This window comes from Streptomyces sp. 6-11-2 (assembly GCF_006540305.1).
Classification (GTDB): domain Bacteria; phylum Actinomycetota; class Actinomycetes; order Streptomycetales; family Streptomycetaceae; genus Streptomyces.
This window is the reverse complement of sequence record NZ_BJOR01000001.1, coordinates 397,464-412,152: the sequence shown is the minus strand read 5'-3', so window position 1 is coordinate 412,152 and position 14,689 is coordinate 397,464. Positions and strand designations below refer to the sequence as shown.

General features: G+C 72.8%; 11 protein-coding genes. 9 read left to right on the top strand and 2 right to left on the bottom strand.

Going from position 1 to position 14,689, the window contains the following annotated elements:
- The first annotated feature begins 14 nt into the window (after positions 1 to 14).
- From glgC to TNCT6_RS02000, 4 genes are all read left to right on the top strand, one after another.
- Complete coding sequence (gene glgC, locus TNCT6_RS02015; protein WP_141355960.1) at positions 15 to 1,235, top strand: glucose-1-phosphate adenylyltransferase; 1,221 nt, start codon at positions 15 to 17, stop codon at positions 1,233 to 1,235.
- Positions 1,236 to 1,374: 139 nt separating this feature from the next.
- Positions 1,375 to 3,714, top strand: a complete 2,340-nt coding sequence (locus TNCT6_RS02010) for a GH92 family glycosyl hydrolase (RefSeq protein ID WP_141355958.1) — start codon at positions 1,375 to 1,377, stop codon at positions 3,712 to 3,714.
- 168 nt (positions 3,715 to 3,882) lie between these two features.
- The gene (locus tag TNCT6_RS02005; RefSeq protein WP_141365947.1) at positions 3,883 to 5,244 is read left to right on the top strand and encodes a wax ester/triacylglycerol synthase family O-acyltransferase; all 1,362 of its coding nucleotides are present in this window, start codon (positions 3,883 to 3,885) and stop codon (positions 5,242 to 5,244) included.
- A gap of 103 nt (positions 5,245 to 5,347) precedes the next feature.
- Positions 5,348 to 6,823, top strand: coding sequence for an SDR family NAD(P)-dependent oxidoreductase (locus tag TNCT6_RS02000; protein ID WP_141355956.1), 1,476 nt, complete (start codon positions 5,348 to 5,350; stop codon positions 6,821 to 6,823).
- Between the two features lie 55 nt (positions 6,824 to 6,878).
- Here TNCT6_RS02000 and TNCT6_RS01995 read toward each other — a convergent pair whose 3' ends face one another.
- Positions 6,879 to 7,307, bottom strand: coding sequence for a hypothetical protein (locus tag TNCT6_RS01995; protein WP_141355954.1), 429 nt, complete (start codon positions 7,305 to 7,307; stop codon positions 6,879 to 6,881).
- A gap of 444 nt (positions 7,308 to 7,751) precedes the next feature.
- Here TNCT6_RS01995 and TNCT6_RS01990 point away from each other — a divergent pair, with 444 nt between their 5' ends.
- Together TNCT6_RS01990 and TNCT6_RS01985 are read left to right on the top strand one after the other, a co-directional pair.
- Positions 7,752 to 7,925, top strand: a complete 174-nt coding sequence (locus tag TNCT6_RS01990; RefSeq protein WP_141355952.1) for a hypothetical protein — start codon at positions 7,752 to 7,754, stop codon at positions 7,923 to 7,925.
- Positions 7,926 to 7,978: 53 nt separating this feature from the next.
- Positions 7,979 to 8,461 carry a GNAT family N-acetyltransferase gene (locus TNCT6_RS01985; protein ID WP_141355951.1) on the top strand — a complete coding sequence of 161 codons (483 nt, stop codon included), beginning with the start codon at positions 7,979 to 7,981 and terminating at the stop codon, positions 8,459 to 8,461.
- A gap of 80 nt (positions 8,462 to 8,541) precedes the next feature.
- On the opposite strand, the gene TNCT6_RS01980 is transcribed toward TNCT6_RS01985, so the two are convergent.
- Positions 8,542 to 9,894 carry an amidase gene (locus TNCT6_RS01980; protein ID WP_141355949.1) on the bottom strand — a complete coding sequence of 451 codons (1,353 nt, stop codon included), beginning with the start codon at positions 9,892 to 9,894 and terminating at the stop codon, positions 8,542 to 8,544.
- Positions 9,895 to 10,080: 186 nt separating this feature from the next.
- Here TNCT6_RS01980 and TNCT6_RS01975 point away from each other — a divergent pair, with 186 nt between their 5' ends.
- From TNCT6_RS01975 to TNCT6_RS01965, 3 genes are read left to right on the top strand one after another with little or no spacing between them, the layout of a single operon-like run.
- On the top strand, positions 10,081 to 10,332 hold the full coding sequence (locus TNCT6_RS01975) for a hypothetical protein (RefSeq protein WP_141355947.1): 252 nt from the start codon (positions 10,081 to 10,083) through the stop codon (positions 10,330 to 10,332).
- 33 nt (positions 10,333 to 10,365) lie between these two features.
- On the top strand, positions 10,366 to 11,595 hold the full coding sequence (locus TNCT6_RS01970; RefSeq protein ID WP_253265995.1) for an SPFH domain-containing protein: 1,230 nt from the start codon (positions 10,366 to 10,368) through the stop codon (positions 11,593 to 11,595).
- Positions 11,596 to 11,646: 51 nt separating this feature from the next.
- Positions 11,647 to 14,658: a glycoside hydrolase family 38 C-terminal domain-containing protein gene (locus TNCT6_RS01965; protein ID WP_141355945.1), complete on the top strand. Its 3,012-nt coding sequence runs from the start codon at positions 11,647 to 11,649 to the stop codon at positions 14,656 to 14,658.
- Positions 14,659 to 14,689 lie beyond the last annotated feature (31 nt).

Sequence of the window (14,689 nt, the reverse complement as noted above, 5' to 3'; positions counted from 1 at the left end):
TGAGGGGAGCGGCCATGCGTCGTGGTGGACCTTCGGTCCTCGGGATCGTCCTCGCGGGCGGAGAGGGCAAACGGCTGATGCCGCTGACCGCGGACCGCGCCAAACCCGCGGTCACGTTCGGCGGCACCTACCGGCTCGTCGATTTCGTTCTGTCCAACCTCGTCAACGGCGACATCCTGCGCATCTGCGTGCTGACCCAGTACAAGTCGCATTCGCTGGACCGGCACATCACCACCACGTGGCGGATGTCCAGCCTGCTCGGCAACTACATCACCCCGGTCCCCGCCCAACAGCGGCTCGGGCCGCGCTGGTACCTGGGCAGCGCCGACGCGATCCTTCAGTCGCTCAACCTGATCCACGACGAACAGCCCGACTACGTAGCGGTGTTCGGTGCCGACCACGTCTACCGCATGGACCCGCGGCAGTTACTCAGGGAGCACATCGAGGGCGGCGCGGGTGTGACGGTCGCGGGCATCCGGGTGCCGCGCGCGGAGTCGTCGTCGTTCGGGGTGATCACCCCCGGTTCGGACGGGCAGACCGTGCAGCGTTTCCTGGAGAAGCCCGCCGACCCGCCGGGGCTGCCCGACGACCCGCAGTGCGTCTTCGCCTCGATGGGCAACTACGTCTTCTCCACCAAGGTGCTGATCGAGGCACTTCAGCGGGACGCGGAGGACGACCGGTCGGTGCACGACATGGGCGGCTCGATCCTGCCCCAGCTCACCGACCGCGGCGAGGCGCAGCTGTACGACTTCGGCTCCAACCACGTGCCCGGGGAGACCAGCCGCGATCAGGGCTACTGGCGGGACGTCGGCACGCTCGACGCCTACTACGACGCCCACATGGACCTGATCGCCGAGCGCCCCGCGTTCAACCTCTACAACCGCGACTGGCCGATCTACACGCACTCGGGTCAGCTCTCGCCGGCCCGGTTCAACGCGGGCGGGATCGCGGGCGAGTCGATCATCAGCGCCGGCTGCCTGATCCGGGGGCAGGTCACCCGCTCCGTGCTGTCGCCGGGTGTCCGGGTCGACCCGGGTGCGGTCGTCCAGGGCTCGGTGCTGCACGACAACGTCCGGGTGGGCCGGGGCGCCATCGTGCGCGGCGCGGTCCTGGACAAGAACGTCGAGGTGCCGCCCGGCGCGACGATCGGCGTCAACCCCGAGCGGGACGCCGAGCTGTACACCGTCTCCCAGGGCGGGGTGATCGCCCTCGGCAAGGGACAGCTGGTCCCGTAGCGCGAATCGGCGCGTCCGGGGGCCGCGCAGGGGGCGCAGATCCGCGACGCGTCGCGCGCGACACCCGCCGGTTGCCGGGCTGACCGGCCCTCAGACCTGATCATGCAGGCAGTGACGTCTCCTTCGGAGGTCTTCCTGCATGAGATGGACCCGGCTCCTGCGCCTGTGCGCGGCGGGGGCGGTGGCAGCGTCCGCGCTGACCGCCGCTCCCGTCGCCGCACCGGCCGCCGAAGCGCGCGACGACCGGCTCACCGATCTGGTCGACCCGTTCATCGGCACCGCGAACGAGGGCAACACCTTCCCCGGCGCGGCCGTGCCCTTCGGCATGGTGCAGCTCTCGCCGGACACCGGCCACAGCACCGGTTACGACCACGACCAGGACCGTGTCCGCGGCTTCTCCCTGGTCCACCTCTCCGGCGTCGGCTGCCGCATCGGCGGCGACTTGCCGGTGCTGCCGACCACCGGTGACGTCACTCGGACGGACTACGCGAAGTACGCGGCCGTCTTCAGCCACGACACCGAGCGGGCGAGCCCCGGCTACTACCGCGTCGGCCTGTCCCCGGGCACCGGCGGTGCCGGCGGTATCGGCGCCGAACTGACGGCGAGCGCGCGTACCGGGGTGCAGCGTTACACCTTCCCGGCCACCGGCAAGGCCAACATCCTGCTCAACGCGGCCCAGGCGCTGCACAAGCCGGTCGCCGCGAAGGTGGAGATCCTGGACGACCGCACCGTGCGGACCGCGATCACGGGCCGCGGCTTCTGCCGGGACACCCGGCCCTACACGGTCTACACCGTCACCCGCTTCGACCGGCCTTTCACGGCGTACGGCACCTGGGACGGCACCAGGGTCACGGCGGGGTCCAGAACCGGACACGGCGGCGCCTACGTCCGCTTCGACACCACCGAGGACCGCACGGTGGAGGCGACGACCGCGCTGTCCTACGTCGACGCGGCCGGCGCGGCGGGCAACCTGGCGGCGGAGGGCGGGCGTTCCTTCGACGCGGTGCGCGACGCGGCCCGGCGGTCCTGGGAGAGGCGGCTGGGCGACGTACGCGTCCGGGGCGGCGACGCGGTCCTGCGCCGCACGTTCTACTCGGCCCTCTACCACTCGTTCCTGGCGCCGAACACCGGCAGCGACGCCGACGGCCGCTACACCGGCTGGGACGGGCGGATCCACCGGGCGCGGGGTTTCACCTACTACCAGAACTGGTCGCTGTGGGACACCTACCGCACCCAGGCACCGTTGCTGGCCCTGCTCGCGCCGCGCGAGTCCCGGGACATGGCGATCTCGGTGATCAGGGTCGCCGAGGAGAGCGGCTGGCTGCCCAAGTGGGGCTACGGCACCGTCGAGACGAACGTCATGACCGGCGACCCGGTCACCCCGTTCCTGACCAACGCCTACCAGCAGGGTCTGCTGAAGGGGTACGAGGAGCGGGCCTATCGGGCACTGAGGCGGAACGCCGACGGGGTGCCGCCCGCCGACTCCCCGGCCGTGGGCCGCGACGCCAACCCGGACTACCTCGCTCGCGGTTACGTCCCGTACCGCAAGGGCCACGAGCCCGCGAAGCCCGGTCACTCCGACTACGCGTTCGGAGCGTCGGCGACCCTGGAGTACGCCCTGTCGGACGCGATGCTCGCGCAGATGGCCCGCGCCCTCGGCCACCACGCGGACGCCGCGCGGTACGCCGCCCGATCCCGCGCCTACCGCGAGCTGTTCGACCCCGCCACCGGCTTCTTCCGTGCCCGCGACGCCTCCGGCGCCTTCACCGGACCGGCGGACCCCGCCCGCGGCGTCGGCTTCCACGAGGGCACGCCCTGGCAGTACCAGTGGCTGGTGCCGCAGGACCTGCCCGGCCTGGTGCGCCTGATCGGCGGCCGGCGCGCCGCCAACGAACGGCTCGACGCGTTCTTCGCCTACGCCGACCTGCTGAGGGACCCGGAGCGCACCGTCCGCGAGACCTGGGTCAGCGGGCCGTACGCCTACTACGACGCGGACAAGTACAACCCGATGAACGAGCCGGACCTCGCCGCTCCGTACACCTACCTGTCGACGGGGCAGCCGTGGAAGACCACCGACGTGGTGCACGCCGCGCTGACCCTGTTCACCGACGAGCCGGCCGGGCTGAGCGGGAACGACGACCTGGGCACCATGTCCGCCTGGAAGGTGCTGGCCTCCGTCGGCCTGTTCCCCGTCCAGCCCGGCTATCCCGCCTGGGGCCTGTCCACGCCCGTCTTCGAACGCGTCGACCTGCGCCTGGACCGCGGCTACTACCCGCGCGGCGGCCTCACCATCACGGCGCCGGGCACCTCGCGGGAGGACCGGTACATCCAGTCGGTCCGGGCCGGTCGGGTGCCGCACGACCGGACGTATCTGACCACCCGCGCCCTGCGGTCGCTCGGCACCCTGAGCTACACCGTGGGACCCCGCCCCTCGGCGTGGGGCACGTCCGCGCAGGCCGCGCCACCCGCCCTGCGATGACACCCGCGGCAGGCCCGAAGTGACCTCAAAGGCCCCATGTGCCCCACCCCTTTCTCTTGGGGTCCGACTTAATCTGTTGTTAACTGAGAGTAGCTTGATCGTACTTGACTGTAATCAGTCGAGGGCGGTTGACTGCCCACACACCCACCGCCGATGCGAGGCAAGCCATTGACTCCCGACCTGCTCGCTCCCCTCGACCTGGCGTTCTGGAACATCGAGTCCGCCGATCACCCCATGCACCTCGGCGCCCTCGGGGTCTTCTCCGCCCACTCGCCGACCGCCGGCGCCCACGCGGCCGACCTGCTGGCCGCCCGCGCGGCCGCCGTGCCCGGCCTGCGCATGCGGATCCGGGACGTGTGGCGGCCGCTCGACCTGCGCCGGCCCCTCGCCCAGGCGCTGCGCCCGCCGCTCGGCTTCGGCGGCGCCGCCCGCGAACCCGATCCCGGCTTCGACCCGCTCCACCATGTCCGCCTGCACGCCCCGGCCACGGACTTCCACGCCGAGGCGGGCCGGCTCATGCAGCGCCCGCTGGAGCGCAACCGCCCGCCCTGGGAGGCGCACGTGCTGCCGGGCGAGGACGGCGTCTCCTTCGCCGTGCTGTTCAAGTTCCACCACGCCCTCGCCGACGGCCTGCGCGCCCTGACCCTCGCCGCGGCCGTTCTGGACCCCATGGACATGCCCACCCCGCGGCCCCGTCCGGCCGCGCCCGCACGCGGTCCGCTGCCCGACGTCCGCAAGCTGCCCGAGGCGCTGCGCGGCGCCCTGTCCGACGTGGGCCGCGCCCTGGACATCGGCGCCTCGGTCGCCCTCTCGTCCCTCGCCACCCGGTCCACCCCGGCGCTCACCGCCGAGCCCACCGGAACCCGCCGCACCGCCGGCGCGGTCGTCGACATCGACGACGTGCACCTGGTCCGCAAGGCCGTCGGCGGCACCGTCAACGACGTGCTGATCGCGGTCGTCGCCGGCGCCCTGCGGCGCTGGCTCGACGAGCGCGGCGAGGGCACCGAGGGGATCGCGCCCCGCGCCCTGATCCCGGTCTCCAGGCGCCGCCCGCGCACCGCCCACCCGCAGGGCAACCGGCTCTCCGGCTACCTGATGGAACTCCCCGTCGGCGACCCGGACCCGCTGCGCCGGCTCGGCGCCGTGCGCACCGCCATGGACCGCAACAAGGACGCCGGACCCAACCGGGGCGCGGGCGCGGTCGCGCTGCTCGCCGACCACGTGCCCGCCCTCGGCCACCGGCTCGGCGGACCCCTGGTCGCCCAGGCCGCCCGACTGTGGTTCGACATCCTGGTCACCAGCGTGCCGCTGCCCGGCATCGGCCTGAAACTCGGCGGTCACCCGCTGACCGAGGTCTACCCCTTCGCGCCGCTGGCCCGCGGCCAGTCCCTGGCCGTCGCGATCTCCACCTACCGCGGCCAGGTCCACTACGGGCTCGTCGCCGACGCGCAGGCCGTGCCCGACCTGAACCGGCTCGCCCGCGCCGTGGCCGAGGAGGTGGAGACCCTGATCACGGTCTGCGGATCCTGATCACCGCGGTTTGGCCTACGGGCCCGGCGCTGCCGTAAAATCCCCGGTTCGAAAGCGGACGCGAGTCGGAGCGCCGCACGGGTGATCAGGGAACGGCAGCGCGATGACGGTGACAGACGAGGGCTCGACGGCCACGGACGAAGTGGTGTACGGGCCCGGTATCGACCCCGAACGCCTGGCCGTGTGCCTCGCCGTGCTCCAGGAGCTCGACGGGATCGACGTGGACCACCCGGACGCCGTCGCCGTGCGCCGGGCCACCTCGCACATCTACCGCACGGTCAAGCAGCGCCGCCGCCAGGAGCGCCGGGCCGCCAAGACCGCGAACGACAAGGCGGTCACGGAGGCCACGGCCACCGGCTCCGCGCAGCGCATCGACGACGAGACCGAGGGCATCCTGCCCTCGTCCGTGACGCGCGCGGGGCAGATCGCGGGCATACTCCAGCGCCCGCGCTCCTGCTACGTCTGCAAGACCCGCTACGTCGAAGTGGACTACTTCTACCACCAGCTCTGTCCGCGGTGCGCCGCCGAGAACCGCGCCCGCCGGGACGCCCGCGCCGACCTCACGGGCAAGCGCGCCCTGCTCACCGGCGGCCGAGCCAAGATCGGCATGTACATCGCGCTGCGGCTGCTGCGCGACGGCGCGCACACCACGATCACGACCCGCTTCCCCAATGACGCCGTCCGCCGCTTCAAGGCCCAGCCCGACAGCGACGAGTGGATCCACCGGCTGAAGATCGTCGGCATCGACCTGCGCGACCCGGCCCAGGTGGTGGCCCTGGCCGACTCGGTCGCCGCCGAGGGGCCCCTGGACATCCTGATCAACAACGCCGCCCAGACCGTACGGCGCTCCCCGCAGGCCTACAGCGAGCTGGTCGCCGCCGAGTCGGCCCCGATGCCGGCCGGTGAACTGCCCGCGGCCGAGGTGATCGGCACGTTCGGCTCCGGGGCGGTCGCGGAGCTGCCGGTGGCCGGTGGCGGCGCGCTCACCGCTCAGGACGTCACCGACCTGGCGCTGGTCTCCGGCTCGGCGTCCCTGGAGCGGATCGCCGCCGGCACGGCCATCGACGCCGGCGGGCTGGTGCCCGACCTGCACCACACCAACAGCTGGATCCAGGCGGTGGAGGACGTCACGCCGGTGGAGCTGCTGGAGGTCCAGCTGTGCAACTCGACGGCGCCCTTCATCCTGATCAGCCGGCTGCGTCCGGCGATGGCGGCCGCCGCGGCCCGCCGCACCTACATCGTGAACGTCTCCGCGATGGAGGGCGTGTTCAACCGCGGCTACAAGGGCGCCGGCCACCCGCACACCAACATGGCCAAGGCCGCCCTGAACATGCTCACGCGCACCAGCGCCGAGGAGATGTTCGAGAAGGACCGCATCCTGATGACGGCCGTCGACACCGGCTGGATCACCGACGAGCGCCCGCACCCCGACAAGGTGCGCATGGCCGAGGCCGGCTTCCACGCCCCGCTCGACCTGGTGGACGGCGCCGCCCGCGTCTACGACCCGATTGTCCGCGGCGAGGCGGGCGAGGACCTGTACGGCGTCTTCCTCAAGGACTACGCGCCGGGCAAGTGGTGAACCGCCGGCCGGGACGGCCCTTCGGCTGCCCGGCCGGCTCCCTTCCGACGTCGTGTCAGTCCACGGTCCGCAGCCGGTAGTTGCCCGCCGCGAGGAGCTCCAGGACCGTGCGCCAGTCCTCCAGGACGCCGGCGTCGAAGCCGGTGGTGCGGGCCTCGTCGGCCGCCTGGCGCAACGACAGCGCGTCCTCGTCGGACTCGTCGGGCAGACGGCCGCCGGCGGGCGCCGCGTGCCGCCGTACGAGGCGGGAGACGCGCCCGCCGAGCAACGCGTGCACCGCGTCCGCCGCCGGGTCGGACGCACCGGTTCCGCCGCCCGGCCGCAACAGCCGGCCGATGCCGTGGATCAGGCCCGCCACCTGGAGCTCCTTGTCGGCCGGATGGTGCCGGCGCAGCAGGGCGGCGGTGCGCAGGGCGTGGGCGCGGGCGTCGGGCGGGCAGGCGTACAGCAGGTCCATGAGCTCCTCGGCGCTGCGCAGCTCCATGCGTCGGTCCTCCCGCGAGAAAGCCGTCGTGGTGGGTCAGCAGATCATGGCGAGCTTGCGGCGCGGCCAACGGAACCTGAACTGTCCCACGGGTGTGCCGGGTAGCCCTGAGGGATGAATCCCGCCCGGCACATGATGCGACAAATCGCCCCGTAAGTGGTCCAATCAACACGCGCGACGTCAGATAGTTACCTGCTCTTTGCAGCCCCATCGAGCAGGGGTCCGCTCATTTGGTTAATCTGGGGTGGACGGACAGCGACTAGGGGTTCCATCCACACCCATGGTCCGTCCCGGGGCAAGCCGGTGCACCACGGCCTGCTCGCACCTCAGTTGCCGACGCCACCGCGTCCGAGATGCCAGAGAACCAGACCCGAGCGGGCTTCGGGCGGCGCGGTGCGTACCGGCCGCATGCCCCGAGGGTGACCGACACATAAGGAGTGCGCGGTGACACCGGAGAAGACGAATCGCGAGCAGCGCCCCAACGAACGCACGGAGCGCGCGGGCCGACGGCCCGCAGACCTGGGCAGCCTCGACGTGTGGGCCCGCTCCGCCCCGATCCGCCTGGCGGGCTACGAGGACGACCTGGCCGAGCCGCACATCCTGCCCAGCGTGGACTGACCGCCAGAAACCGTCGCGATCGCCGACCGCATGGGCGTGCCAGACTCACGCCCATGCTGATCAGAGAAGCCGCGGCCGAGGACTGGCCGCGGATCTGGCCCTTCTGGCACCGGATCGTCGCCGCCGCCGAGACCTACGCCTGGGACCCGGACACCTCCGAGGAGGATGCCCGGGCCCTGTGGATGAGTCCCGCCAAAAGCGTGTACGTCGCCGAGGACGACACCGGGGCGGTCGTCGGCTCCGCCTATGTCACCCCCAACTACGGCGGACCCGCGGCCCGCGTCGCCAACGCGGGCTTCATGGTCGACCCCGACCAGGCCGGACGTGGCATCGGCCGCGCCCTGGCCGAACACGTCCTCGAGGCCGCGACGGCCGCCGGCTACCGGGCGATGGTCTTCAACGCCGTCGTGGAGACCAACCCCGCCGTCGGGCTGTGGACGTCGCTCGGCTTCCGGATCCTCGGCACGGTGCCGGAGGCGTTCGAGCACCCCCGGCACGGCCTGGTGGGCCTGCACATCATGTACCGGGCCCTCTAGGGCGGGCCCTGCGAGCCCGGCGCGGCCCTACGCGTACGGCAGCAGGTCCGCCGTCCGGGGCCACGGGCCCCGGCGCGGCCCTACGCGTACGGCAGCAGGTCCGCCGTCCGGGGCCACGGGCGCAGCCGCTCGATCTGCTCCGCCAGGTCCAGCAGGTCCGCCTCCGAGCCAGGACGGCCCACCAGTTGAACGGCGCACGGGGCGCCCGAGGGCAGCGTGCCGAACGGCACCGCCATCGCGGGCCATCCGGTCAGGTTCCACGGCGGGGTCATCGGCGAGTAGGAGGTGTCGGCCAGCACGTTGCGCAGCCAGCCCCGCTCGTGCCAGGGCCCGGCCTGCGGGGAGCGGCGGGCCAGCGCGGGGGTGAGCAGCACGTCGTACTCGGCGAAGAACGGCTCCATCCGCCGCCGCAGCGCCTCCCGCCGCGTATCCGCGCGCACCCCGTTCAGGAACCGCCGCCCCACGGCCGCGTGCACCCGGGTGCGCCGGGCCAGCCGCCGCGGGTCCAGGCCCGCCGCGTCCACGGCCGTGCCCGCCGCCCAGTGCCGCAGAGCCGTCACGCCCAGCGACATCGGATAGGGCGGCTCGGCCCGGCGCACCCGGTGACCGGCCCCGGCCAGCAACCGTGCCGCGTCCCGGGTGGCGACGGCGCAGGGCCTGCTCACGCCCACCCCGGCGAGCGGGCTGCGCACGGACACGGCGATATTGCGCGGGGTCGCCTCCCGACCGCGTGCGACCTCGGTGCCGGTCAGTACGGAGAGCATCAGCCGCGCGTCCTCGACGGTCGTGGCGAGCGGCCCGTTCTCGGCCATGCCGAACCAGTCGCCTTCGCCGATACCGGCGGGCACCACCCCGTGACCCGGCTTGATGGTGACCAGGCCGCAGTTGGCGGCCGGGATGCGCAGCGAGCCCATGCCGTCGTTGCCGAGGGCGATCGGGACCATGCCGGCGGCGACCGCCGCCGCGCTGCCGCCCGAGGAGCCGCCCGCGTTCCGGGTGGTGTCCCACGGGTTGCGGGTGGTGCCGTGAACGCCCTCCGTGGTGCCGAAGACGCACAGCTCGGGCACGTTCGTCACCCCGACGACCACCGCGCCCGCCGCCCGCAGCCGGGCCACCGTGACATGGTCGTCGACGGCCGGAGTGTCCGAGGTCGCGGCCGAACCCACCCGGCTGGACTCGCCCCGCACCGCCAGGTTGTCCTTGACGGCCACCGGGACTCCCGCGAGCGGCAGCCCGGCCAGATCGCCGCGGGCCGCCACCTCGTCGGCCTCCTCGAGCGCGGCCCCGGCGCGGACCGCGCGGAAGGCGCCGACGCGGCCGTCGAGCCGCTCGATACGGGCGAGGTGCTCGGCCACCACCTCGCGGGGCGTGGCCCGCCTCTCGCGTACGGCGGCGGCGATCTCGGCGGCACTGCGGCCGGCCCAGCTGGTCACGGGCGCTCCTCGGATGGGGGACGGGCGGTTTCGTACTCGCGAGTACGCAGGGAGAACTGTGCCCGGCGGCGGGTGCCGCGTCGAGAGGCGCCCGTCGCGGAAAGGCCGGTGCAGCGGCGTATGCGGCCCGTCCGAGTGGGTCTAAGGTCGAAGGCAGAGGACGCGTACGAGGGGAACCGGTCGGCGATGGCACAGGACGAGGCCGTGATCGGCTGCACGGGGGAGCTTCTCATCGGAACGCGGGGTTCCGCCGGTCCGGGCGAGATCCTGGTACGGGTCAGAGGCGGTTCCGAGACCTTCCTCGCCTGGTCGCAGGAACCGCTGCCGATCGGTGCGACGGTGCTCGTGGTCGAATCACGCGGATGCCGTGAGGTCGACGTCATCGCGTGGGGCGACCCCTTGGAGAGATTGCGGGACGATCCTGTAGAGCGGGGCTGATCCGGGCTGATCCGGACTAAGGAGAACAAGACCATGTTCGGTTACCGCGTTCCCGCCCCCGACGAGGCGATGCTGATCTCCGGAGGCAGGCGAGGACTGGGCGGCGCGCCGTTCCGGGTGGTGACGGGCCACGGCAAGTTCGTGCTCCCCGTCTTCCGCAAGGTCCGCTTCCTCACCCTGTCCATGTGCGAGTCCGAGGTCGTCGAGACCTGTGTCACCAGGCAGGGCATCGCGCTGCACGTGCGTGCCGTCATCGCCTTCAAGGTCGGCAACGACACCGAGAGCATCATCAACGCGGGCCAGCGGTTCCTCTCCGACCAGGACCAGATGTCGGTCCTGACCGGCCGGATCTTCGCCGGCCACCTGCGGGCCATCATCGGCTCGATGACGGTCGAGGAGATCGTCACCGAACGGCAGAAGCTCGCCGCCGAGGTGCTGGACACCTCGAAGACCGAGATGGCGAAGATCGGCCTGATCGTGGACTCGCTGCAGATCCAGTCGATCGACGACGGGGACACCGGCTACATCGACGCGATGTCCGCGCCGCACAAGGCGGCCATCCGGCGGCAGGCCCAGATCGCCCAGGCCCAGGCCAACCAGGCCGCCGCCCAGGCGGAGCAGGAGGCGGCGCGCCAGCAGGCCGAGTACGCCCGGCAGACCGCGGTGGTGAAGGCGGAGTACTCGGCCGAGGTGGACCGCGCCCAGGCTCGGGCGGCCCAGGCCGGCCCGCTGGCGCAGGCACACGCCCGGCAGGAGGTGCTCGACGCCCAGACCGAACTCGCTCAGCGGCAGGCCAGGCTGCGCCAGCAGGAGCTGGTGGCCGAGATCGTGAAGCCCGCCGAGGCCGAGGCCGAACGCGTCAGGGTCCTCGCCGCCGCCGAGGCGCAGCGGATGAAGATCCAGGCCGAGGCCGCGGCGTCGTTCGACCGTGTCGCCCTGGACCGGATGCTCATCGACCAGCTGCCGCTGATCGTGAAGGAGGCGGCGGGCGGCCTCTCCGGGGCCAACGTCAACGTCCTGAACGGTGCCGACGGGCTCGGCGAGATCGCGGCCGGTCTGGTCGCCCAGGGTCTGACGATCCTGGACTCGGTCCGGCAGAACCTGAACGGCCACGGCGACCGGAACTCCGGCGGCGCCCGGCCGGAGGAGGGCGACGGCCGGCTCGCGCTGAGGGGCCCGAGCGCGCCGCGGCCGGACACCGAGGAAGCCGAGCCGCGCGAGGGCACGGCCGACGGGGAACGGCCGGACCCCCGAACCCGCTGATGCCCGCGCCGGGCCCGGACCGCCGCCCGCCCACCCCACGGAGCGTCCCGCATGCATGACGACCGCGGCCTGGTCGAGGCCCGCCTCCGGCGGGTGCTCGACGAGCGCATCCGTCCCGCCGTGTATCCCGAGTCCGTCCCGCTGGAGGTGGCGGTGTGGCACGCGCCCGGCGAGCCCGTACCGGTCGCCGAGGGCCTGGCCGCCGAGCCCGAGCCGATCGAGGTGGGCAGCCGGTGGGGTGCGCCGTGGGGCACCAGCTGGTTCCGGGTGACCGGCACCGTGCCCGAGGCATGGGCCGGGAGAACCGTCGAAGCCCTGCTCGACCTCGGCTTCGACGAGAACATGCCCGGCTTCCAGTGCGAGGGCCTGGTCCTCCGGCCGGACGGCACCCCGGTGAAAGGGCTCAACCCGCGCAACCAGTGGGTCCGCGTCGGTGCCCCCGCCCTGGGCGGCGAGGAGGTGCGCCTGCACATCGAGGCCGCCTCCAACCCCGTCATCCCCGGTTTCCTGCCCACCCCGCTGGGGGACCGGGAGACGGCGGGCGACGAGCCGCAGTACACGCTCACCCGCATGGACCTCGCCGTGTTCGACGAGAACGTGTGGCAGCTCGTCATCGACCTGGAGGTGCTGGGCGAGCTGATGGCCGAGCTGCCGGCGGACTCGCAGCGCCGCTGGGAGATCCTGCGCGCGGTGGACCGGGCGCTCGACGCGGTCGACCTCCAGGACGTGAACGGCACGGCGGAGCGGGCCCGCGCCCGGCTCACCGAGGTGCTGGCCGCGCCCGCCGCCGCCTCCGCGCACCGGATCAGCGCGGTCGGGCACGCCCACATCGACTCGGCGTGGCTGTGGCCGCTGCGCGAGACCGTGCGCAAGGTGGCCCGCACCGCCTCCAACATGACCGCGCTGCTCGAGGACGAGCCGGAGTTCGTCTTCGCCATGTCCCAGGCCCAGCAGTGGGCGTGGCTCAAGGAACGGCGGCCCGAGGTGTGGGCGCGGGTGAAGAAGGCCGTGGCCGACGGGCGGTTCGTGCCGGCCGGGGGCATGTGGGTGGAGGCCGACACCAACATGCCCGGCTCGGAGGCGATGGCCCGGCAGTTCGTGCACGGCAAGCGGTTCTTCCTCGACGAGTTCGGCATCGAGAACGACGAGGCATGGCTGCCCGACACGTTCGGCTTCGCCGCGGGACTGCCGCAGATCATCAGGGCGGCGGGCTCCACCCGACTGCTCACACAGAAGATCTCCTGGTCACGCACGAACGCCTTTCCGCACCACACGTTCTGGTGGGAGGGCATCGACGGCACGCGGATCTTCACCCACTTCCCGCCCGTCGACACCTACAACTGCTCCATGGCGGGCGCCGAGATCGCCCACGCAGCACGCACCTTCAAGGACAAGGGCGCCGCCCGGCACTCCCTCGCCCCCACCGGCTGGGGCGACGGAGGCGGCGGCACCACCCGGGAGATGGTCGCCAAGGCGGCCCGGCTGCGCGACCTGGAGGGCTCCGCGCGGGTGGTGTGGGAGACACCGCGGGCCTTCTTCGACCGGGCCGAGGCGGAGTACCCGCAAGCCCCCGTCTGGGTGGGTGAGCTGTACCTGGAGCTGCACCGCGCCACCCTCACCAGCCAGGCCGGGACCAAGCAGGGCAACCGGCGCAGCGAACACCTGCTGCGGGAGGCCGAGCTGTGGGCGGCGACGGCGGCCGTTCGCACCGGATTCGCCTACCCCTACGAGGAGTTGGACCGGGTCTGGAAAACGGTACTGCTGCACCAGTTCCACGACATCCTGCCCGGCTCCTCCATCGCCTGGGTGCACCGCGAGGCGCGGGCCACGTACGAGCGGATCGCCGGGAAGCTGAACCGGATCGTCGAGTCCGCCCAGCGCGCGCTGGCGGGTGAGGGCGCCACACCGCTGGTCTTCAACGCGGCCCCGCACGCACGGGCGGGCGTCCCGGCCGGCGGCGCCGCCACACCGGTCACCGGGGGAAGCACGGAGCTGAGGCCCCGCGCGGGCGGCGGACACGTGCTGGACAACGGTCTGCTGCGGATAGGGATCGACGACCGTGGCCTGGTCGTCTCGGCGTACGACATCGAGGCCGGCCGGGAGGCGATCGCTCCGGGCCGGGCCGCGAACCTCCTTCAACTGCACCCGGACCTCCCGAACATGTGGGACGCCTGGGACGTGGACGAGTTCTACCGCAACACGGTCACCGACCTCACCGACGCCGAGTCCGTCACGGCCGGAGAGGACGGTGCCTCGGTACGGGTCGTACGGTCCTTCGGGGACTCCCGGGTCACCCAGGTGCTGTCGCTTCCGGCGGGGGAGCGGCGGCTGGTGCTGGACACCGAGGTGGACTGGTACGAGACGGAGAAGTTCCTCAAGCTGGCCTTCCCGTTCGACGTGCACGCCGAACGGTACGCGTCGGAGATGCAGTTCGGGCACTTCTACCGGCCCACGCATACCAACACCTCCTGGGACGCGGCCAAGTTCGAGGCCTGCAACCACCGCTTCGTGCATGTGGCCGAGCCCGGCTGGGGCGTCGCGGTCGTCAACGACTCGACGTACGGCCACGATGTGACCCGTACGGTCCGCACCGACGGCGACCGGGGCACCACCACCACGGTCCGGATGTCCCTGCTGCGCGCCCCGCGCTTCCCCGACCCCGAGACCGACCAGGGCACGCACCGCTTCCGGCACGCCCTCGTGCCCGGCGCGGACATCGGGGACGCGGTCCGCGAGGGCTGGCGGATCAACATGCCCGAGCGGCGGCTGACCGGCGGCGGGGAGGTGGCTCCGCTGGTGACGGTGGACGAGGACGCGGTGGTCGTGACGGCGGTGAAACTGGCCGACGACGGCAGCGGTGACGTGGTGGTCCGCTTCCACGAGGCCCACGGCGGCCGGGCGAGGGCGACCCTGACGGCCGGGTTCGAGGTCGCTGACGTGACGGTGACGGACCTGCTGGAGCGGCCCCTGCCCGAGACGGCCGAACCGGAGCGGGACGGCGGCCGGATCGCCGTGCGGCTGCGCCCGTTCGAGCTGATGACGCTGCGGCTGCGGCGCGCGTGAGGCCCTGACCCGGGGGCGGCGCGGCGGGATC

Bases quoted from the DNA above. Each gene is read 5' to 3' on its own strand.
- glgC (WP_141355960.1), top strand. From the start codon at position 15: ATGCGTCGTGGTGGACCTTCGGTCCTCGGGATCGTCCTCGCGGGCGGA.
- TNCT6_RS02010 (WP_141355958.1), top strand. From the start codon at position 1,375: ATGAGATGGACCCGGCTCCTGCGCCTGTGCGCGGCGGGGGCGGTGGCA.
- TNCT6_RS02000 (WP_141355956.1), top strand. From the start codon at position 5,348: ATGACGGTGACAGACGAGGGCTCGACGGCCACGGACGAAGTGGTGTAC.
- TNCT6_RS01995 (WP_141355954.1), bottom strand. From the start codon at position 7,307: ATGGAGCTGCGCAGCGCCGAGGAGCTCATGGACCTGCTGTACGCCTGC.
- TNCT6_RS01985 (WP_141355951.1), top strand. From the start codon at position 7,979: ATGCTGATCAGAGAAGCCGCGGCCGAGGACTGGCCGCGGATCTGGCCC.
- TNCT6_RS01975 (WP_141355947.1), top strand. From the start codon at position 10,081: ATGGCACAGGACGAGGCCGTGATCGGCTGCACGGGGGAGCTTCTCATC.
- TNCT6_RS01970 (WP_253265995.1), top strand. From the start codon at position 10,366: ATGTTCGGTTACCGCGTTCCCGCCCCCGACGAGGCGATGCTGATCTCC.
- TNCT6_RS01965 (WP_141355945.1), top strand. From the start codon at position 11,647: ATGCATGACGACCGCGGCCTGGTCGAGGCCCGCCTCCGGCGGGTGCTC.